This window comes from Actinomadura sp. NPDC048394 (assembly GCF_040651755.1).
GTDB classification, from domain to species: Bacteria; Actinomycetota; Actinomycetes; order Streptosporangiales; family Streptosporangiaceae; genus Spirillospora; species Spirillospora montaniterrae.
In genome coordinates this window covers 13,468-32,183 of the sequence record NZ_JBEZJL010000071.1, presented here as the reverse complement: position 1 = coordinate 32,183, position 18,716 = coordinate 13,468, and the positions used below count along the sequence as shown (strand labels likewise).

Below are 18,716 nucleotides of genomic sequence, written 5' to 3'. Positions count from 1 at the left end.
CGCCGGGCCGCGGCGGCCCACGGGGGTCAGCGCCAGAAGAAGACCTTGGCGCTGCCTCCGGTGGCGACCTTCGCGGCGCCGTTGCCGTGCTGGGCGACCTGGAACCGGACCCGGTAGCCCTCGCCCACGGTGTCGGCGCCGAGCGAGTACACGATGTGGGTCTGGTCGCCCGCCGACACGTAGTCCTGCACGGGGCCGCCGGTGACCTTGCTGTCGTCCTTGGCGTCGACCTCGACCGCGCGGGCCTGGATCAGCGTGCCCGCGGGCACCCCGGTGACGGTGACGGCGGCGGTCAGCGCGTAGCGGGCCGAGCCCCACAGGATGCTGGGGCCGCCCGCGTCGCTGTGCTGGTGTTCGGAGTCGGCGTAGTCGTGCTGCCAGCTGACGTTGGTCCACTGGCCGGCGGGCAGCTGCTGCTCCTTGGTCGTGCCGACGGACACGTAGCTCGGCATTTCGTCGTCCTCCCCGGGCGAGACGCCGACGCGCCACTGCCCATAGTCGTCCTTCACGGCGCGGTCGTAGTCGAGGCCGACGCCGTTGATGGTGTGGTCGTTGGAGTACTGCTGGAGCTGGGCGCGCGCGTCCCAGCGGCCGCCGGACCAGGCGTAGGTCTGCCACCCGTAGGTGATCTTCCCGGCGTCGAACGCCCGGTTGACCGGCCCGTATCCGGCGTACAGCCCGACCCGGCCGCGGCCGAGGACGGACGCGGCGCCGTCCAGGTAGGCGTTGATCGCGCTCTGCTGGGAGGACGAGGCGTCCCAGTCGACCGCGAAGTAGATCGGCCGGTCGCCGGGCATGCCGCACGCCTCGGCCTGGCTCGCGGCGGCCTGCGCGTCGGCGGTCCCGGCGGCCTTGCCGTCCAGCGCCCGGTTCGCGGCGGTCTCCCACACCACCACCAGCCAGATGCCGGCCTCCGACAGCTCGTCCGCCTCGGCGCGGGTGAGGTTCTTGCCGGTGGTGTCGTGCGAGAGGTAGCGGCACGCGAACTTCGCCCCGGCGCGTTTCAGCGCGGACGCGCCGGGGCGTCCCCACGCGTAGTCGACGCCGAAGACTGCCATGTCAACTCCATGATTCGGATCCAGGTCATCGCCGATTCAACAGGTTGCGCCCGTTTCGTCGCAGGAGATTCCCGAGGTTGATCGCCCAGAACGGGCCCTTCCGCCCGATGTGACTGTCCGTGACGACACGCCGACGTTGCGCTAGCGGTTTTACCGTGCGCTCGCTACAACGGACCTGTCCGCTACGAAGGCGCAGGCCACGGGGGGTTCCACGGTGATCCGGAAGATGACGGGGCGCGACTGCGCGCGGGGGCTCGCGGTGCTGGCCGCCGCCCCGCTGCTGGGCGTGGTGCCGCTGGTGGGCGCGGCCGGCGGCGCGCAGGCCGACGGCCCCGGGCCGTCGGGGCACGGCGGCCACCACGGCGGCCAGGGCAAGGGCAAGGGGCAGAAGGGCTCGCACGGCCACAAGGGCAAAGGCAAGGGCAAGGGGCAGGGGCGCCCGGCGCCGCACGCGAAGCCCGTCAAGCACAAGAAGAAGACCAGGTCGGTGCGGCTGCACACCAGCGGTCCCGGCAAGACGGTGCTTCCCGGCCGCACGTACGACTGGCCGTTCGCGGTGACGGCGAAGGGGCCGTCCAGGACGGGCCGGGCCGTGTTCCGGGCGACGCTGCCGAAGTCGCTGGAGTTCGTGTCGGGACGGCACGACTGCGCGGTGAGCGGGTGGACGGTCGAGTGCGACCTCGGCGCGATCCGCCCCGGCGAGACGGTCGCCGGGATGATCCGGGCGAAGGTGGCCCGGCGCGCCCGTCCGGACGAGGCGCTCCGGATGCCCGCGACGGTGACGTGGCGCGGCGTGCGCGACGCCGAGGACTTCCCGGTGGCGCGCGTCGCCCGGACGGCCGACCTGGTCATGGTGAAGACCGCCCCGGCGACCGCGCGCTCGGGCGCGCCGATCTCCTACGAGCTGAAGGTCCGCAACCGGGGGCCGGCCACGGCCGAGGACGTGTTCGTCCACGCGTCGGGGCCGGTGCGGCTGCTCGCCGGGAACGCCGCGTGCATTCCCGAGACGCGGGGCTTCGTGTGCGGGGTCGGGTCGCTGCGGCCCGGTGAGACGCGGACGCTGCGCCTGAAGGTGCTGCCGGCCGGGAACGTCCGGTCCGGGAAGGTCCTGGTGTACCGCTCGCGGGTCACGTCGTCGACCACCGACCTGAACCCCGGCAACGACTCCGCGACGGTGCGCACCCGGATCACGGCGAAGAAGAGCACCCCGAAGAAGGGCGCTCCGAAGAAGGGCGCTCCGAAGAAGAGCCCGGTGAAGAAGAGCCCGGTGAAGAAGAGCTCGGTGAAGAAGGGGCACGCCGCGCAGGCCGGGGGCAAGAAGCACGCGCCGAAGAGGCCGCACGCGGGCACGCCCCAGTCGAAGCGGGCGGGCGCGAAGTAGGTCCCGTGGCACGGGCCGGGGCGCGGGGGTACGAGGATGGACCCATGCGTCTACGGATCTTCACCGAGCCCCAGCAGGGGGCGAGCTACGAAACACTGCTGTCGGTCGCCAAGGCCACGGAGGACCTCGGCTTCGACGCGTTCTTCCGGTCCGACCACTACACGAAGATGGGCGACGTGCCGGGCCTGCCGGGCCCGACCGACTCCTGGGTCACGCTCGGCGCGCTGGCCCGCGAGACGAGCCGGATCCGGCTCGGCACGCTGGTGACGGCCGGCACGTTCCGCTACCCGGGCCCGCTGGCGATCTCCGTCGCGCAGGTCGACCAGATGAGCGGCGGCCGCGTCGACTTCGGGATCGGGACGGGCTGGTTCGAGGAGGAGCACGTCCAGTACGGCATCCCGTTCCCGAGCTTGAAGGAGCGGTTCGAGCGGCTGGAGGAGCAGATCCGGATCGTCACCGGGCTGTGGGGCACGCCGGACGGCGAGACCTTCTCCTTCGCCGGCGAGCACTACACGCTGAAGGACTCGCCGGCGCTGCCGAAGCCGGCGCAGGCGGGCGGCCCGCCGGTGATCCTCGGCGGCTTCGGGCCGAAGCGCACGCCGCGCCTCGCCGCCGCGTACGCCGACGAGTACAACGTGCCGTTCCACCAGGTCGAGGACACCGGCGGCGCGTTCGACCGGGTCCGGGCGGCCTGCCGGGACGCGGGCCGGACGAAGCCGATCGTGTACTCGGCGGCGCAGGTCGTCTGCTGCGGGCGCGACGAGGCGGAGCTCGCGCGCCGCGCCGACGCGATCGGCCGCGGGGTGGACGAGCTGCGGCAGAACGGCCTCGCGGGCACCCCGGCCGAGGTCGTGGAGAAGATCGGGCGGTTCGGGGAGCTGGGCGCCGAGCGGATCTACCTGCAGGTCCTCGACCTGAGCGACCTGGACCACCTGGAGCTGCTGGCGTCGGAGGTGCTGGCGAAGGTCTGACGGGCGCCGCCCCCGGCGCCGCTCCGGCAGTGCTCCGGTACGCCGGAAGGCCCGCGGCGGAACGTGCGCTCCGCGCAGGAGCGCTCGTCCTCGCCGCGGGCCTTTCTCCGGGGTTGCCGGGCCGGGATCGCGGGGCGCGGGCCGCCGGGCGGCCGGGCGGCCGGGTCGCGGGATGCCGGGCCGGGAGCCGCCGGAGCCGTGGGGCCGTCCGGCGGGGGTCAGGCGGCCGCGGGCTGCGCGCCGCCGCCGGGGGCGTCCTGCGGGCGGGCGTGCTTCGGCAGCAGGAACACCGCCAGGAAGGTCAGGCCGAGCATGCCGGCCACGATCCACAGCGTGATCTCCATGGCGCCGGTGAACCCGGCCTTCGCCGAGTGCGCCGCGTCCGCCGCGACGGCCTTCTGGATCGCGGGGGCGGCGGAGGGCGCCGCGGCGATCGCCGCCTTGACGTCGTCCTGCATCCGCGCGCAGGACGCCGGGACGGCCTCGGCGTCCTTGGCGGTGGCCCGGTCGCGGCCGCACTCGCGCAGGCCGGTCACGATGCGCTCCTGCTGCGCGGCGGGGACGGACACGGCGGCGAGCCGCCCGCGCAGCGCGGCCGACCCGTCGGCGGCGGCGGTGGCGACGTGCCCGCCGAGCAGGCCGAAGAAGATCGTGCCGAGGACGGCGGCGCCGAGCGAGCTGCCGAGCTGCTGGACCGCGGTGAGGGTGCCGCCGGCGGACCCGGCCTCCGCGGGCTCGACGCCCGCCAGCGCGATGTCGAAGAACGGCGCCATCAGCAGCCCCATGCCGAGCCCGGTCACGAGCAGCGCCGGGATGAGCTGCCACGGGGTGACGCCGGTGCCCGCCAGCTGCAGCGTGACGAACATCCCGGCCATGCCGGCCGCCATGATGAGGGCGCCCGCCTGGATGACGGCGCGGCCGAACCGCTGGACGGCCTGGGCCGCGCCGAAGCCGAGGACGACGCCGGCCGACCACGGGATCTGCGCCAGGCCGGCCTTGAGCGGCGAGAAGCCGAGGCCGAGCTGGAAGAACAGCGAGAGCACCAGGCCGGTGCCCGCCATGGCGGTGAAGAACACGACGCCGACGACGAGCCCGCCGGTGAAGCCGCGCTTGCGGAACAGGCTCGGGATGATCAGCGGGTCGGCGCCGGCGCGCTGCTTGCGCGTCTCGTACCAGGCGAAGAGCGCCCAGACGAGCAGGGACGCGGCGATCATCGCGAACGTCCAGGCGGGCCAGTCCAGCTCGCGGCCCTGCACCAGCGGGTAGATCATCAGCCCGGCGCCCACGGAGGCCAGCGCGGCGCCGGTGAGGTCGAGCCGGGAGGCGTGCGGGGACCGCCCGGACGGCAGGAAGCGCAGCCCGGCGAGCACCGCGGCGAGGCCGAGCGGCAGGTTGATCAGGAAGATCATCCGCCAGCCGGTGCCCCACAGGTCGGCGTCGATCAGCCAGCCGGCCAGCACCGGGCCGCCGACCGACGACAGCCCCATGACCGGGCCGAACGCGCCGAACGCGGCGCCCATCTCCTTCTCGCTGAACATCTGCTTGATCATGCCGATGCCCTGCGGCAGCATCAGCGCGCCGAACAGGCCCTGCATCAGCCGGGCGCCGATCAGCATGCCGGGCGAGACGGCCACGCCGCACAGCAGGGAGCCGGCGGTGAAGCCGGCCGCGCCGACGATGAACATCTGCTTGCGGCCGTACAGGTCGCCGAGCCGGCCGCCGGTGATGACGCCGACCGCCATGGCGAGGGTGTAGCCGGCGGCGAGCCACTGGATGGTGGCGGCGGAGCCGCCCAGCTCGGCGCGGATGGTGGGGGCGGCGATGTTGGTGATCAGGGAGTCCAGCATGTCCATGATCTCGCCGGCGAGGATCACGAAGAGGGCGGCCCAGCGCCAGCGGTAGCCGGCCGTGCCGGTGGCCCCGGCGGGGGTCTGCAGTGTCTCGGTCATGGTCGTCTCCGATAGGAACAGCGTTCGTTGCTACGAACACCGTTCTAAGGCGGGAACGGCGTTCGTGTCAAGTACGATGTTCGTTGACGCGATTTTGTCTCTCAGGTAGAGAAGATATATCGCGTTCCGGGATAGTCAAGATGTATCGCGAAATTGGGAGGTCCCGAGGTGGCCAGCGCACGTCCGGACATGCCGACGCCCCCGGGCCGCCGGCCCCGCAGGCCCGCGCCGTCCCGGCAGCCGCTCACGCAGGACCTCGTCGTCGAGACGGCGATCGGCGTCCTCGACGCCGAGGGGCTGGAGGCCGTCACCATGCGCCGCGTCGCGCAGGAGCTCGGCACCGGCCCGGCGTCCCTCTACGCGCACGTCTCGGACAAGCAGGAGCTGCGCGAGCTGATGCTCGACCGGGTCGCCGCCGAGATCAGGCTGCCGGAGCGGCCCGATCCGGACCGGTGGCGCGAGCAGCTGAAGGAGGTGGCGATGGAGGTCCGCCGCGTCTACACCTCGCACCGCGACATCGCGAAGGTCTCCATGGGGCTGATCCCGACGGGCCCGCACCTGCTCGCCGTCGCCGAGGCGCAGCTCGGCCTCATGATCGCGGGCGGCGTCCCGCCGAAGGTCGCCGGGCTCGCCGTCGACACGCTGGGCATGTACATCGACGCCGACGCCATCGAGGACACCTTCTACACCGCGACGATCAAGGATGACGAGGACCCGTGGGAGCACTTCCACAAGTACCTCGCCGAGATCCGCGAGTACTACAAGGCTCTGCCGCCCGGCCGGTACCCGCACATCGTGGCGCTGGTGGACGACCTCACCGACGAGGGCGGCGCCGAGCGGTTCGAGTTCGGCCTGGACGTCCTGCTGCGCGGTGTCGCGTCCTACGTCGAGGACGCCGGCGGCAAGTAGCCGCCGGGACGCGCCCGGCCCGGCGCCGGTGCCGGTGCCGGGCGTCAGCCGAAGACGTGGCGGAACGCGTTGCGCCTGGGCGTGTCCTTGGCGGACTCCCAGACGGCGAAGACGACGTGTTCGAAGCGGTTCTCGAACTCGCCGCCCGGCCCGAGCGGCCCGGCGAACGCCTCCGCCACCTCGGCCGGATCGTTGCGGAACACGCCGCAGCCCCACGCGCCCAGGACCAGCCGTCCGTGGCCCCTGGCCAGCGCCACCGCGAGGACCTTCCGCGCGCGCACACGCAGCACCTCGGGGATCCGCTCGGCCTTCTCGGGATCGCGGATCGCGCCCCGGTTCGGGGCGGGCGAGGTCAGGAACGCGACCCCGTACGGCTCGTCCAGCAGCCGCCCGGCGTCGGTGCGGATCACCGGCACGCCGGGGGAGTAGATCATGTGGTCGCTGTAGAGCAGGTCGCCCTGCGCGCGGTGGAACTCGTAGTACTCCTTCGCGGCCCGCAGCGACGGGTACAGGCCGGACGAGCGCGCGAGGCCCTCCTCCTGCGCGTGCGCGCCGTTGAGGAAGCCGCCGCCGGGGTTCTTGGCGGACGCGAAGTTCAGGGCCAGCGGTACCTTCCCGGGCGCGAGCAGGCGCCGCGCCGCCGCGAGCGTCGTCTCGTCGGTCACCTCGACGCGCGTCGCGGCGCCGGCGGCGGGGCCCGCGCCGGGAGCGGCGGCGGGGAGGTCCTTCAGGAGGGCGTCCAGCTCCTCCGGGCGGTACAGGACGGTGTCGCGCACGCAGCGCGCGAGGTCGTCGGCGATGGAGACGGTGTGCCCGGACGGGGCACGGTACTCGCCGCGTTCGAGGACGGCCACGGTCTCCTGCGCGGTCATCCGGCGGGGGTGTCTGCTCATGTCGCTCCGGATTGTGGCGGGCGCGCGCGGCCTACCGCAAACCCTTTTCGCGGCCGGTCCGCCACTCTTCGTGATCGGGTGACACCCGCCAGAGATATGGGGACTTGTAGTACTACCTGGGGATTTGTGGGAAATGATCATATTCTGACTACTTTCTGGCATGCTGGCTGCCCGATGCAGCCTCCACGATCACGACAGGGCCGCCGCCGGGCGTCGTCCCACCGCCGGGCCGCCGCCCCACCGGGCGCGGGCGGCCCGCCGCCCCCGCCGATGCCGCCCGCCGGGCCCGCCGGACGGGGCGGACGCGGTGGGCGCGGCGGGCGCCGCGGAGGCGGTCCGCGCCGTCCGGTCTCGGGCGACTGGCTCGGCGACGACCTGGAACGCGAGTTCGAGGGCGCCCGCCGGACGCGGCTGCGCGGCGTGATCATCGGCGTCACCGCCCTGGTGCTCGTCGCCGTCGCGGGCCTCGGCGCGATGGCCTACCTGAGCTTCGGCGGCGGGACGAAGCACGCCGCCGCGCCGCCGCCCGCGCGGGAGACCGGCGCGGGGCAGAACGGGGGCGCCCGGGTCGAGTCGGAGCCGTCCGACGCGCCCATCGTCAAGCCCACACGGTCCCTGTACATCCCCACGAAGGGCACGGGGAAATTCCTTCTGCCCGCTTCCGGAAGCCGCGTGTTCGGCCATGGAAAGGTGATGCGCTACATGGTCCAGGTGGAAGGCGGCTTACGGCAGGACCCCACGAAGTTCGCGCGCAGCGTCGACAAGATACTCGCGGATAAGCGGGGGTGGACGGCCAGCGGGAAATGGGCGTTCCAGCGCGTCAACTCCGGCCAGTACGACTTCGTGGTGCAGCTCGCCTCACCGAAGACCGTCGACAAGATCTGCGGTTCCTACGGCATGACCACGAACGGCACGGTGAACTGCAGCGGCGGCAAGCAGGTCGTCGTGAACCTGCGGCGCTGGCTGCTGCTGACCAAGTACTACCGCGGGCAGCCGGACGCCTATCACGCCCTCACCATCAACCACGAGGTCGGCCACCGGCTGGGGTTCGGCCATATGACCTGCCCGGGACGCGGCCGCCTGGCCCCGGTGATGATGCAGCAGATCTACGGGCTGAAAGGCTGCCGGGCCAACCCGTGGCCGTTCGACGCGCACGGCCGTTTCCTGACCGGCCCCGCGGTCGCCGGAAAATGAATTAGAAGCGCGCCGCCGGGTTCCGCCACACTCGAGGCGTGCTCCTGACGATCAGTACCACCGCGGACCAGGCGACCGACCTGGGCTTCCTGCTGCACAAGCACCCGGACAAGGCGCAGAGCTTCGGGCAGTCCTTCGGCACCGCGCACGTCTTCTACCCCGACGCCGGCGCGCGCCGCTGCACGGCGGCGCTGCTGCTGGACGTCGACCCGGTCAAGCTCGTGCGCACGCGCGGGAGGGGCACGCCCGACTTCTCCCTCGGCCAGTACGTGAACGACCGCCCGTACGCGGCGTCGTCGCTGCTGGCGTCCGCGATGGCGAACGTCTTCCGTACCGCCATGCGCGGCAGGTGCGACATGCGCCCCGAACTGGCGGAGACCGCGATCCCGCTGGAGATCGTGCTGCCGGCGCTGCCGTGCCGCGGCGGCCCCGGGCAGGCGGAGCGCTTCTTCGCGCCGCTGGGCTGGGACGTGTCGGCCGTGCCCGTGCCGCTGGACCCCGAGTTCGCCGAATGGGGCGACTCCCGCTACGTGACGCTCACGCTCACCGGCCGGATGCGGCTCGCCGACGCGCTCAACCAGCTGTACGTGCTCCTGCCCGTGCTGGACGACGCGAAGCACTACTGGATCGCGCCGGACGAGGTCGACAAGCTCATCCGGGCGGGGGAGGGATGGCTCGGCGCGCATCCCGACCGGGCCGCCATCACCCGCCGCTACCTCGCCAACCGGCGCTCCCTCGTGCGCGCGGCGCTGGGCCGCCTGGCCGACGCGGAGGACGCGCCGGAGGACGCGCTCGACCCGGTCGAGGTCGAGGAGGAGCCCGCGCGCGCGGACAACGGCACGGATGCCGAGGCGGAGGCCCCCGCCTCGCTGTCGGAGCGGCGGATCCAGGCCGTCGTGCAGGCGCTCCACGACGAGGACGCGCGCCGCGTCATCGACATGGGGTGCGGCTCGGGCAAGCTCCTGGCGCGCCTCGCCCAGGACGACTTCTTCACGGAGATCGCCGGTACGGACGTCTCGTACCGCGCGCTGGAGGGAGCGGCGCGCAGGCTGCGTCTGGACAAGCCCCGGCATCGTCCCGACAAGCGCGTCCTCGACGTCTTCCAGAGCGCGCTCACCTACGCGGACGAACGCTTCCGCGGCTACGAGGCGGCCGTGCTGATGGAGGTCGTCGAGCACATCGACCCGCCCCGGCTCCGTGCCATGGAGCAGGTCGTGTTCGGCCAGGCCAAGCCCCGCGTCGTCGTCGTGACGACGCCCAACGCCGAGCACAACGTCCGCTACGAGGGGCTGGCGCCCGGCGCCATGCGCCACCCCGACCACCGCTTCGAATGGACGCGCGCGGAGTTCCGCGCCTGGGCCGGCCGCGTCGCCGAGGCGCACGGCTACCGCGTCCGCCACGTGCCGGTCGGCGACGACGACCCCGAGGTGGGCGCGCCGACGCAGATGGGAGTGTTCGCCCGATGACCGAGATCCGGCTTCCGGAGATGGGGCTCGTCGTCCTGGTCGGCGTGACCGGGTCGGGCAAGTCGCACTTCGCGCGCAAGCACTTCGCGCCGACGCAGGTGGTGTCGTCCGACCGCTGCCGCGGCATGGTGTCCGACGACGAGAACGACCAGTCCGCCACCGGCGACGCGTTCGACCTGCTGCACTACATCGTGGCCAAGCGGCTGCGGCGCGGCCTGCTCACCGTCGTGGACGCGACGAACGTGCAGAGCAAGGCGCGGCAGGCGCTGCTGCGGCTCGCCAAGGAGCACGACGTGCTGTCGGCTGCGATCGTCCTGGACGTCCCTGAGCGGCTCGCTGCCGAGCGGAACGCCGCCCGCCCCGACCGGGACATGCCCCCGCACGTCATCCCGCGCCAGCGGCGCGAGCTGACCCGCGGGCTGCGGACGCTGGGCCGCGAGTTCCGGCGGGTCTTCGTGCTGTCCGGGCAGGAGGAGATCGACGCCGCGACGATCGTCTACGAGAAGGCGTGGAACGACCGGCGTGACCTGACCGGGCCGTTCGACATCGTCGGCGATGTGCACGGATGCCGCGCCGAGCTGGAGGAGCTGCTCGGCGACCTCGGCTACGAGATCGAGCGGGACGCGCGGGGACTGGCCGCCGGCGCGAACCACCCGGGCGGGCGCACCGCCGTCTTCGTCGGCGACCTGGTCGACCGCGGGCCCGACTCGCCCGGCGTCGTCCGGCTCGTCAAGGGCATGGTGGAGGCGGGCAACGCGCTCTGCGTGTCCGGCAACCACGAGGCGAAGCTCGTCCGCGCCCTGCGGGGCCGCCAGGTGCGGCTGTCGCACGGGCTCGCCGAGTCGATGGAGCAGTTCGGCGCCGAGACCGAGGAGTTCCGCGACGGCGCGCTGCGCTTCATGGACGGCCTCATCAGCCACTACGTCCTCGATGAAGGACGCCTTGTCGTGGCCCACGCCGGCCTCAAGGAGGACTACCACGGGCGCGCGTCCGGCCGTGTCCGGTCGTTCGCGCTGTACGGCGACACCACGGGCGAGACCGACGAGTACGGGCTGCCCGTCCGGTACCCGTGGGCGCGCGACTACCGCGGCAAGGCGATGGTGGTGTACGGCCACACGCCCGTCCCCGACGCGGAATGGGTCAACAACACCATCTGCCTCGACACCGGCGCGGTGTTCGGCGGCAAGCTGACCGCGCTGCGCTACCCGGAGCGCGAGCTGGTGTCCGTCCCGGCGCGGCAGGTCTGGTACGAGCCGGCGCGCCCGCTGCACGCGGCGTCCCCGTCGGCGCCGGGCGGCCACCGCGAGAGCGACGTCCTGAAGATCGACGACGTCCTGGGCGCGCAGGGCGTGGAGACCCGGCTGATGGGGCGCGTCACCGTCCGGGAGGAGAACGCGCTGGCCGCGCTGGAGGTGATGAGCCGGTTCGCCGTCGACCCGCGGTGGCTCGTCTACCTGCCGCCGACGATGGCGCCCGCGGCGACCTCGCCGCTGCCCGGCCACCTGGAGCACCCCGCCGAGGCGCTCGCCGCGTACCGGGACAAGGGCGTCCTGCGCGCGATCTGCGAGGAGAAGCACATGGGCTCGCGCGCCGTCGCGGTCGTGTGCCGCGACGCGTCCGTGGCGGAGGCACGGTTCGGCGTGGACGACGGGACGACCGGCGCGGTCTACACCCGCACCGGGCGGGCCTTCTTCCGCGACGCGTCCGCGACCGAGGAGCTGCTCGCCCGGCTCCGCGCCGCGATCGGCGCCACCGGGCTATGGGACGAGCTGGAGACCGGATGGCTCGTGCTGGACTGCGAGCTGCTGCCGTGGTCGGCGAAGGCCATGGACCTGATCCGCACCCAGTACGCCGCGACCGGCGCGGCGGCCCGCGCCGCACTGCCGATGGCGTCGGACGTCCTCGCGCGCGCACACGAGCGCGGCATCGACGTCGGCGGGCTCCGCGAGCACATCGACCGGCGCGCGGCCAACGCGGCGCGCTTCCGCGACGCCTACGCGCGCTACTGCTGGCCCGTCAACGGACTGGAGGGAGTGCGGCTCGCACCGTTCCAGGTGCTCGCCGCGGAAGGCCGGTCCCTGGCCGCAGCACGCGACCACGACTGGCACCTGGACGTCGCCGCCGGGCTCGCCGCGGCCGACCCGACCGGGCTGCTCCAGCGGACGGAGTCGGTCATCGTGGACCTGGCCTCGCCGGAGTCGGAGGCCGCCGCGACCGAGTGGTGGGAGAAGCTCACCGCGTCGGGCGGCGAGGGGATGGTCGTCAAGCCGCTCGGGCCGCTCCCGGAGGACGCGAAGGTGCAGCCCGGCGTGAAGTGCCGGGGCCGCGAGTACCTGCGGATCATCTACGGGCCGGACTACACCGAGCCGGAGAACCTCGACCGGCTGCGCGGCAGGTCGCTCGGCCGCAAGCGGTCACTGGCGATGCGCGAGCACGCCCTGGGCGCCGAGGCGCTCGACCGGCTCGCCGCAGGGGAGCCGCTGTGGCGGGTCAACCAGGCCGTCTTCGCCGTCCTGGCCCTGGAGTCGGAGCCCGTCGACCCGCGCCTGTGACGACCGCCGCCGCGGGTCCGCGCGACCGGAAAACCCGTGCCCGAAAGAACGCGGCCCGCCTCCGAGGGGGGCGGGCCGCACGGGCGTCAGGTCGAGAAGAGCATGTGGAAAACGCTGCCGTGGTGCGGCGCGTGGTGGCCGTGGTGATGGTGGTGCACGGAGGCCGCGGGGGCGCCCCAGCCGGGCGGGGGCGGCGCGGCGCGGTACCGGGACTCCATCTGGCCGAGGGCCTCGAGCTCGCCGTAGTCGAGGAAGATGCCCCGGCAGTTGTCACACTGTTCGATGTGGACGCCGCTGCGGTTGTAAGTCCGCATCAATCCATGACACTTAGGGCAGTGCATCGGCTTGTCATCCTTCCGCTATGGATCCCCAGGTAGAGGGTAAATGTAGGGCAGGTTCCGCGCCACGTCATACGGGCCGTCATGCCGGTCGTCATGCCGGGTCCCCCGCCGCGGCGATTCTGCCGCAGGCGTCCACCATCGCCTGCTCCGGTCCGTCCAACGGGCGCTCGTCCTCCCTTGCGGATATGACGCACGTGGCGGCGATCTGGATCGCCAGACTTCGCGCGGGCAGGTCGAGGGTCGCCCAGGGGTCGCCGCCGTCCGGCACGGCGGGGCCGCCGGCCTCGATGTAGGCGTCGAGGAACCGCCCCCAGTCGTCCGGGTGCAGGACGCCCGACAGGTACAGCGCGGCGGGGCGCGCCAGGTCCCACGCGGGGTCGCCCCTGCCGAGGTCCTCAATGTCTATCAGCCGCCAGCGCCCGTCCCGCGCGCGCACCATCTGGCCGAGATGCCAGTCGCCGTGGATGAGGTGTTCCGCGCGCTCGGGGCGGCGTTTGTCCGGACCGTCGCCGCGGACCCAGGCGGGCAGCGTGGCGAACGCGCGCCGCACCTCGTCTTCTGCAGCGCCGTCGCCCAGGCGCGCCACCTGCGTGGCCACCCGTGTGGGACGACCCCAGGACGGCGCGTCCGCCGGCACGGGCGTGGAGTGCAGTGCGGCCAGGAGCCGCCCGGCGTCCGCCCAGGGAAGCTCCTTGTGCGGATCCACCGGCTCCCCGTACACGGAGAGGGTCACCGTACGGCCGTCCACGTTCGACGGCGGGCCCAGCGGCCCGATCAGCAGATCGGGCAGGGACGCCGCGACCTTGATGCGTGCCAGGAACGGCTCCCCGTAGTCACGGTCGGGTTGGTGCGCCTTCACCACGACCTCGCCTACCCGGACCACTAGGACGCCGTGACGGTCGTACAGCGTCTCCGGCTCTTGAGGCGCGTCCGAAGCGCGCGCGGCGATACGGGACGAGTCGCGCCCGATCTCGGCGAGCCGGGCGAAGAGCTCCGGCGGGGCGGTCTCGGTCTCCACGCGACCAGTCAACCACCCGGCGGGCGCCGCCCACGCCGGAGAGTTCGCCGCCGGAGAGTTCGTCGCCTACGCCGGGGAGTTCGCCGCCTACGCCGGGGAGTTGACCGACTCGTCGCGCAGCTTGCGCCGAACGACCTTCCCCAGGACGTTCCGCGGCAGGTCCGTGCGCGGGCGGAACTCCGCGGGCACCTTGTAGTGCGACAGATAGCGCTCGCAGTGCCGCCGCAGCTCGTCCGCGGAGAACGGGTAGGCGGGATGCTCCACCACGTGCGCGATGACGCGCTCCCCGCGCCGCTCGTCCGGCCCGCCGACCACCGCGCAGTCGTAGACGGCGGGATGGCGCCGCAGCACCTTCTCCACCTCGGACGGGAAGACGCTGAACCCGCTCACCTTGATCATGTCCCGCTGCCGTTCGAGGATGGTGATGAACCCCTCCTCGTCCATCACCGCGATGTCGCCCGTCCGCAGCCAACCCTTCGACAGGGCCTGCGCGGTGGCGAGCGGCGCGTTCCAGTAGCCCGCGAACACCTGCGGGCCGCGCACGACCAGCTCGCCGACCTCCCCTGGGGGCAGGTCCCGCGTCGGCTCGTCGACGTCCACGATGACCGCGTCCGTCATCGGCAGCGGCAGCCCCACGGTCAGGTTCCGGGCGCCGCCGCCCAGCGGGTTGCCGGTGACGGCCGGGGACGCCTCCGTCAGCCCGTAGCACTGGATCAGCCCGCGCGCCCCCAGCTCGTCGAAGCGGTCGAGGATTCGCTGCCCCAGGGCCATCGCGCCGCAGATGTAGACGCGCAGCGACCGCAGGTCCGACGGCCGGAACCGGGGGCTGTCCAGCAGTTGCTCGTACAGCGTCGGGACGCCGGGGAAGACCGTCGGCCGGTACTTGCGGATGGTGCGCAGCACCCGGTCGCGGTCGAAGCGCGGGAGCAGCACCACCGCGCCCGCCGTCATCACCGGCGCGATGAGGCAGCTCATCAGCCCGAACGAATGGAACAGCGGCAGCACCGCGAGCGTCACGTCCTGCCCTTCGCGCCCGCCGACGTCCCACGCGTGCTGCTGGCACGCGTTCGCGACGAGGTTGCGGTGCGTCAGCATGGCGCCCTTGGGACGGCCCTCCGTCCCGCCCGTGTACTGGATCGCCGCCAGGTCCCGCGACGGATCCACCGGAAGCTGCCGCACCTGCCGCTGCGGGATCCTCTGCAGCTCCTTGAACGGGACGATGCCGGCGTCGTCCGGCACGTCCGCGGTGATGGCGGCGCGCCGCCGCTGCGTCTGCACGAGTGGCAGCCGCAGCACCGCCCGCTTGGCCGGCGGGAGGTACTCCACGAGCGAGGTGACGACGACGTGCTCCAGCCGCAGCCGGTGCCGCACCGCCCGCACCGTCGCGTAGGAACGATCCAGCACGACGGCGACCCGGGCATCGCAGTCCGCGAGCTGGTGGAGCATCTCCTCCTCGGTGTACAGCGGGTTGTGCTGGACGGCGATCGCGCCCCTGCGCAGCACCCCGAAGAACGCGATCACCAGCTGCGGGCAGTTCGGCAGGATCAGCGCCACCCGGTCGCCGGGCTGCACGCCGAGCCGGTGCAGCCCGTCGGCGAACCGGTCCGCCGCGTCCCGCAGCTCCCGGTAGTCGATCCGCCGCCCGAAGAAGACCAGCGCGGTCCGCCGCGGGTACCGCTCCGCGGCGTCGTCGAGCAGCCGGGTGACGGGGACGTCCGGGATCTCGACCTCGGTGGGAACCCCCGGCTGATACCTCCGCCGCCACGGGAGTGATCTTTGTGACGAGGGCCACATAATCGAGAATTCAACCACGACCTGCCCGATCCCGGAACTCGCGGCGGCCTCCGGGCCCGCGCCGCGCGCGTTCCGGCGGCCGGTCGCCGGACCATCGGGGGCGCTGCCGCCGGACCGCTCAGGGGCGCTTGGGGCGCGGTTCGCGGGGTAGGGGCATCGACCGGGATCGGAGAGGGGGAACGATGCCCGTGGACACGGCCACCCTGACCTTCGTCGGGAACGCGACGACGATCATCCGGTACGGCGGCGTCACGCTGCTGACCGACCCGAACTTCCTGCGCCGGGGCGAGCGCGCCGACCTCGGCCACGGCATCACCAGCAGGCGGGTCAAGGACCCGGCGATCTCGGTGGACGAGCTGCCCGAGCTCGACGCCGTACTGCTCTCCCACCTGCACGGCGACCACTGGGACCCGGTGGCCGAGCGGTACCTCGACCGGCGACTGCCGATCCTCACCACCACGGCGGCGGCGCGCGCGCTGAGCGGCCGAGGGTTCCGCTCCGCGGAGGGGATGCGTACCTGGGACACCGGGACCGTCGCCAAGGGCGAGCACGCGATCCGGGTGACCGCGCTACCGGGACGGCACGCGCCCGGCCCGCTGCGCCGCCTCCTGCCGCCCGTCATGGGGTCGCTGCTGGAGTTCGGCCCGCCGGACGGCGAACCGCTGTTCCGGGTGTGCATCAGCGGCGACACGCTCATGTACGACGAGATCGCCGAGATCCGCCGCAGGTATCCGGGCATCGACGCGGGCGTCGTCCACCTCGGCGGCACCCGGCTGCTCGGGCTGCTCACCGTCACCATGGACGGGCGCCAGGGCGCGCAGTGGCTGGAGACCACCGGCTGCGCGACCGCCGTCCCCGTCCACTACGACGACTACACGGTGATGAAGTCGCCGCTCTCGGACTTCGACAAGGAGGTGGGACGGCGCGGGATGGCCGCCCGCCTGCGCCACGTCGAGCGCGGCGGCACCATCACGCTCGGGCCCGCGACGAGCCGGACCCCGTCGCCCGCACCGCACCCGGCGCGCTGACGCCCCGCGCCGCACCCGGCGCGCTGACGCTTCGTCTCACGGCCGGCGGGTCCAGCCCTCCGAGGCGGTCACCGTGCGGGACTCCGGCGCCGGGGGCTCGACGGCGCGCGCCTCGTACGCGGTCGACAGCACGATGTGGGAGTTCATCTCGCCGTGCTCGCCGAGCCGTTCCAGCAGCCCTTCGAGGTGCGGCATGGACGCGACCCGCACCTTGAGCATCGAGCACCAGTTCCCGCTGAGCTTGTGCACCTCGGTGACCTCGGGCAGGTCCTCGGCGGTGGTGGTCTTCAGCAGGCAGCGGCCGAGGGCGCAGCGCATCTGCACGAACGCGGTGAGCGGCTGCCCGACCCGGGCCGGGTCGATCCGCGCCTGGTAGCCGGTGATCACGCCGGTCTCCTCCAGCCGCCGGACCCGCTCGGCCACCGCGGGCGCCGACAGGTTGACGCGGGCGGCGAGCCGGTTGAACGACAGCCGCCCGTCGCGCTGGAGTTCGGCGATGATGCGCCAGTCCGTCTGGTCGAGGTCCCGATCCATCCGAAAGGCTCCTTTCCGGATTTCGCTTGCGAACGAGAGGCGGGTCCGTGCGAACACCGTAGATCGCCCATTCATCCCGGCGCCGGGCCTTTCTAGCGTCGAGGGCATGGATCAGATTTTGAGCGCGCGCCCGGTGCGGGCGCGTCCGATGGCGGCGCTGTGCGCGGGGACCGCTCTCATGAACGCGGCGATGTCGATGGCGAGCGCGGCGGGCACCCTGTCCGCCGCGGACCGGCTGGGCACCGGCTGGGGCGGCGTCCCCGCCACCGCCGGGATCGTCGGCACGGGGGCCGGCGCGCTCGCGCTCACCCGGCTGGCGCGCCGCCTCGGCCGCCGCGCGGTGCTGGCCGGCGGGTATCTCGCCGCGGCGGCCGGCGCCTGCCTCGCCGCCGGCGGCGTCGCGCGCGGCGACCTGGTCGCCCTGTGCGCGGGCATGGTGCTGCTCGGCCTCGGCAACGCGGGCGCGCAGCTCTCGCGGTACGCGGCGGCCGAGCTGTACCCGCCGGGACGGCGCGGCTCCGCGATCGGCGTCGTCGTCTGGTCCGCCGCCGTCGGCGCGGTCGGCGGGCCGCTGCTGCTCGACCCGTCCGGCGGGGTCGCGCGCGGGCTGGGCCTGCCGTCCCTCGCGGGCCCGTTCCTGGCCGCGTTCCTGACCACCGCGGTCGCCGCGATCGCGGCGGTCGCGTCCGGCCCGGCGGCGCCCGCTATCGACGCGCCGGAGGCGGGTCACCGCATCTCGGTGCGCGACCTATTCCAAGGGCCGGTGACGCGTTCCGCGCTGGTGGTGATGGCCACGGCACAGGTCGTCATGGTCGCGGTCATGACGGCCGCGCCGGTCGCGATGCGGATGCACGGCGACGGGCTCGGCATGGTCGGGATGACGCTGTCCGCGCACACGCTGGGGATGTTCGCGCTGTCACCGGTGACGGGCCGGCTGGTCGACCGGTACGGGGCGCGCCCGGTGATGCTCGCCGGGATCGCGGCGCTCGCCGCGTCGACGGGCCTGGCGGCGGCCGGGGACGGCGCCTGGGCCCGCGCCGCAGCGCTGTTCGGGCTCGGCTACGCGTGGAACCTGTGCTTCGTCGGCGGCAGCGGGCGGCTCGCCCGCGAGCTGCCCGAGCCCGCGCGCGCGGACGTCGAGGGCTCGGTGGACGCGGCCGTGTGGACGATCGCCGCCGCGGCCGGGCTGCTGTCCACCGTCATCATGTCCGCGGCCGGGTACGGGGTGCTCGCCGGGACGTTCTGCGGCCTGGCGGTCCTCGCGGCGGCCGTGCTCCGGCGCCCCGCGCGCGCGTAGCGGCGCGGGTCGCGGGTCAGGGGTTCGGGACGGCGGCGCGCGCGCCCTCGATGCGGCCCCGGACGAGACGCGGGTGGAAGTAGCTGATCGGGACCCGGGCGCCGTCGGACACGCAGAAGATCTGGAAGCCGTTGCGGCCGTCCTCGTCGGGGACGGAGAACTCCACCGGGGCGAACACGCCCTCCTCGGCCATCAGGACGAACCAGCGCCCGAGGTCGAACTCGTCGGCGAACGCCTCCAGGCCCGTGCCGCGGCGGCCCAGCGTGTAGCGGACCTCGTAGGAGCAGCCGTCCGGCGGGAACGACATGTGCGGCGCGTCCACGTCCACCAC

16 protein-coding genes are annotated in these 18,716 nt (G+C 73.4%); 8 read left to right on the top strand and 8 right to left on the bottom strand.

All coding sequences use genetic code 11. The annotated features are described in order from the left end of the window. Positions 1 to 26: 26 nt before the first annotated feature. Positions 27 to 1,058 (bottom strand): glycoside hydrolase domain-containing protein, encoded by a 1,032-nt coding sequence (locus tag AB0C78_RS38350; RefSeq protein WP_360758018.1) that lies wholly within the window; start codon positions 1,056 to 1,058, stop codon positions 27 to 29. A 226-nt stretch (positions 1,059 to 1,284) separates the two neighbouring features. On the opposite strand from AB0C78_RS38350, the gene AB0C78_RS38345 reads away from it, so the two are divergent. Together AB0C78_RS38345 and AB0C78_RS38340 are read left to right on the top strand one after the other, a co-directional pair. Then, positions 1,285 to 2,439: a hypothetical protein gene (locus tag AB0C78_RS38345; protein WP_360758015.1), complete on the top strand. Its 1,155-nt coding sequence runs from the start codon at positions 1,285 to 1,287 to the stop codon at positions 2,437 to 2,439. A gap of 44 nt (positions 2,440 to 2,483) precedes the next feature. Next, positions 2,484 to 3,410: an LLM class F420-dependent oxidoreductase gene (locus tag AB0C78_RS38340; RefSeq protein ID WP_360758013.1), complete on the top strand. Its 927-nt coding sequence runs from the start codon at positions 2,484 to 2,486 to the stop codon at positions 3,408 to 3,410. A 218-nt stretch (positions 3,411 to 3,628) separates the two neighbouring features. Here the strand turns inward: AB0C78_RS38340 and AB0C78_RS38335 are convergent, their stop codons facing one another. Then, positions 3,629 to 5,359, bottom strand: coding sequence for an MFS transporter (locus tag AB0C78_RS38335; RefSeq protein ID WP_360758010.1), 1,731 nt, complete (start codon positions 5,357 to 5,359; stop codon positions 3,629 to 3,631). 168 nt (positions 5,360 to 5,527) lie between these two features. Between AB0C78_RS38335 and AB0C78_RS38330 the strand changes: the two genes are divergently transcribed. Beyond that, positions 5,528 to 6,268 carry a TetR/AcrR family transcriptional regulator gene (locus AB0C78_RS38330; RefSeq protein ID WP_360758007.1) on the top strand — a complete coding sequence of 247 codons (741 nt, stop codon included), beginning with the start codon at positions 5,528 to 5,530 and terminating at the stop codon, positions 6,266 to 6,268. Positions 6,269 to 6,312: 44 nt separating this feature from the next. Here AB0C78_RS38330 and AB0C78_RS38325 read toward each other — a convergent pair whose 3' ends face one another. After that, positions 6,313 to 7,161 carry a TIGR02452 family protein gene (locus tag AB0C78_RS38325; RefSeq protein ID WP_360758004.1) on the bottom strand — a complete coding sequence of 283 codons (849 nt, stop codon included), beginning with the start codon at positions 7,159 to 7,161 and terminating at the stop codon, positions 6,313 to 6,315. Between the two features lie 174 nt (positions 7,162 to 7,335). On the opposite strand from AB0C78_RS38325, the gene AB0C78_RS38320 reads away from it, so the two are divergent. From AB0C78_RS38320 to AB0C78_RS38310, 3 genes are read left to right on the top strand one after another with little or no spacing between them, the layout of a single operon-like run. Next, complete coding sequence (locus AB0C78_RS38320; protein WP_360758001.1) at positions 7,336 to 8,355, top strand: DUF3152 domain-containing protein; 1,020 nt, start codon at positions 7,336 to 7,338, stop codon at positions 8,353 to 8,355. Between the two features lie 38 nt (positions 8,356 to 8,393). Continuing rightward, positions 8,394 to 9,821 (top strand): 3' terminal RNA ribose 2'-O-methyltransferase Hen1, encoded by a 1,428-nt coding sequence (locus AB0C78_RS38315; RefSeq protein ID WP_360757999.1) that lies wholly within the window; start codon positions 8,394 to 8,396, stop codon positions 9,819 to 9,821. Beyond that, a complete protein-coding gene (locus AB0C78_RS38310; protein WP_360757996.1) occupies positions 9,818 to 12,373 on the top strand; it encodes a polynucleotide kinase-phosphatase in 2,556 nt (851 codons plus the stop codon). Before AB0C78_RS38315 ends, AB0C78_RS38310 begins: the two co-directional genes overlap by 4 nt. Positions 12,374 to 12,459: 86 nt before the next feature. Here the strand turns inward: AB0C78_RS38310 and AB0C78_RS38305 are convergent, their stop codons facing one another. The 3 genes from AB0C78_RS38305 to AB0C78_RS38295 all read right to left on the bottom strand — a co-directional run bounded on the left by AB0C78_RS38305 (position 12,460) and on the right by AB0C78_RS38295 (position 15,526). Beyond that, positions 12,460 to 12,714: a zf-TFIIB domain-containing protein gene (locus tag AB0C78_RS38305; RefSeq protein WP_151546525.1), complete on the bottom strand. Its 255-nt coding sequence runs from the start codon at positions 12,712 to 12,714 to the stop codon at positions 12,460 to 12,462. Between the two features lie 91 nt (positions 12,715 to 12,805). Continuing rightward, a complete protein-coding gene (locus AB0C78_RS38300; protein ID WP_360757992.1) occupies positions 12,806 to 13,732 on the bottom strand; it encodes an aminoglycoside phosphotransferase family protein in 927 nt (308 codons plus the stop codon). An 87-nt stretch (positions 13,733 to 13,819) separates the two neighbouring features. Continuing rightward, the gene (locus tag AB0C78_RS38295) at positions 13,820 to 15,526 is read right to left on the bottom strand and encodes an AMP-binding protein (protein WP_360757990.1); all 1,707 of its coding nucleotides are present in this window, start codon (positions 15,524 to 15,526) and stop codon (positions 13,820 to 13,822) included. 182 nt (positions 15,527 to 15,708) lie between these two features. Here AB0C78_RS38295 and AB0C78_RS38290 point away from each other — a divergent pair, with 182 nt between their 5' ends. Continuing rightward, positions 15,709 to 16,554, top strand: a complete 846-nt coding sequence (locus tag AB0C78_RS38290; protein WP_360757987.1) for an MBL fold metallo-hydrolase — start codon at positions 15,709 to 15,711, stop codon at positions 16,552 to 16,554. A gap of 36 nt (positions 16,555 to 16,590) precedes the next feature. Here the strand turns inward: AB0C78_RS38290 and AB0C78_RS38285 are convergent, their stop codons facing one another. Further along, the gene (locus tag AB0C78_RS38285; RefSeq protein WP_360757984.1) at positions 16,591 to 17,088 is read right to left on the bottom strand and encodes an Lrp/AsnC family transcriptional regulator; all 498 of its coding nucleotides are present in this window, start codon (positions 17,086 to 17,088) and stop codon (positions 16,591 to 16,593) included. A 106-nt stretch (positions 17,089 to 17,194) separates the two neighbouring features. Between AB0C78_RS38285 and AB0C78_RS38280 the strand changes: the two genes are divergently transcribed. Next, entirely contained in the window at positions 17,195 to 18,385 is a 1,191-nt protein-coding gene (locus AB0C78_RS38280; protein WP_360757983.1) for an MFS transporter, read from the top strand. Between the two features lie 16 nt (positions 18,386 to 18,401). On the opposite strand, the gene AB0C78_RS38275 is transcribed toward AB0C78_RS38280, so the two are convergent. Beyond that, complete coding sequence (locus tag AB0C78_RS38275) at positions 18,402 to 18,707, bottom strand: hypothetical protein (protein ID WP_360757980.1); 306 nt, start codon at positions 18,705 to 18,707, stop codon at positions 18,402 to 18,404. Positions 18,708 to 18,716: the final 9 nt, after the last annotated feature.

What these genes read in the sequence shown, in the direction of transcription:
- AB0C78_RS38280 (WP_360757983.1), top strand. Translation starts at nt 17,195, where the DNA reads ATGGATCAGATTTTGAGCGCGCGCCCGGTGCGGGCGCGTCCGATGGCG.
- AB0C78_RS38305 (WP_151546525.1), bottom strand. Translation starts at nt 12,714, where the DNA reads ATGCACTGCCCTAAGTGTCATGGATTGATGCGGACTTACAACCGCAGC.
- AB0C78_RS38325 (WP_360758004.1), bottom strand. Translation starts at nt 7,161, where the DNA reads ATGAGCAGACACCCCCGCCGGATGACCGCGCAGGAGACCGTGGCCGTC.
- AB0C78_RS38290 (WP_360757987.1), top strand. Translation starts at nt 15,709, where the DNA reads ATGCCCGTGGACACGGCCACCCTGACCTTCGTCGGGAACGCGACGACG.
- AB0C78_RS38285 (WP_360757984.1), bottom strand. Translation starts at nt 17,088, where the DNA reads ATGGATCGGGACCTCGACCAGACGGACTGGCGCATCATCGCCGAACTC.
- AB0C78_RS38320 (WP_360758001.1), top strand. Translation starts at nt 7,336, where the DNA reads ATGCAGCCTCCACGATCACGACAGGGCCGCCGCCGGGCGTCGTCCCAC.
- AB0C78_RS38350 (WP_360758018.1), bottom strand. Translation starts at nt 1,058, where the DNA reads ATGGCAGTCTTCGGCGTCGACTACGCGTGGGGACGCCCCGGCGCGTCC.
- AB0C78_RS38335 (WP_360758010.1), bottom strand. Translation starts at nt 5,359, where the DNA reads ATGACCGAGACACTGCAGACCCCCGCCGGGGCCACCGGCACGGCCGGC.
- AB0C78_RS38295 (WP_360757990.1), bottom strand. Translation starts at nt 15,526, where the DNA reads ATGTGGCCCTCGTCACAAAGATCACTCCCGTGGCGGCGGAGGTATCAG.
- AB0C78_RS38340 (WP_360758013.1), top strand. Translation starts at nt 2,484, where the DNA reads ATGCGTCTACGGATCTTCACCGAGCCCCAGCAGGGGGCGAGCTACGAA.
- AB0C78_RS38310 (WP_360757996.1), top strand. Translation starts at nt 9,818, where the DNA reads ATGACCGAGATCCGGCTTCCGGAGATGGGGCTCGTCGTCCTGGTCGGC.
- AB0C78_RS38345 (WP_360758015.1), top strand. Translation starts at nt 1,285, where the DNA reads ATGACGGGGCGCGACTGCGCGCGGGGGCTCGCGGTGCTGGCCGCCGCC.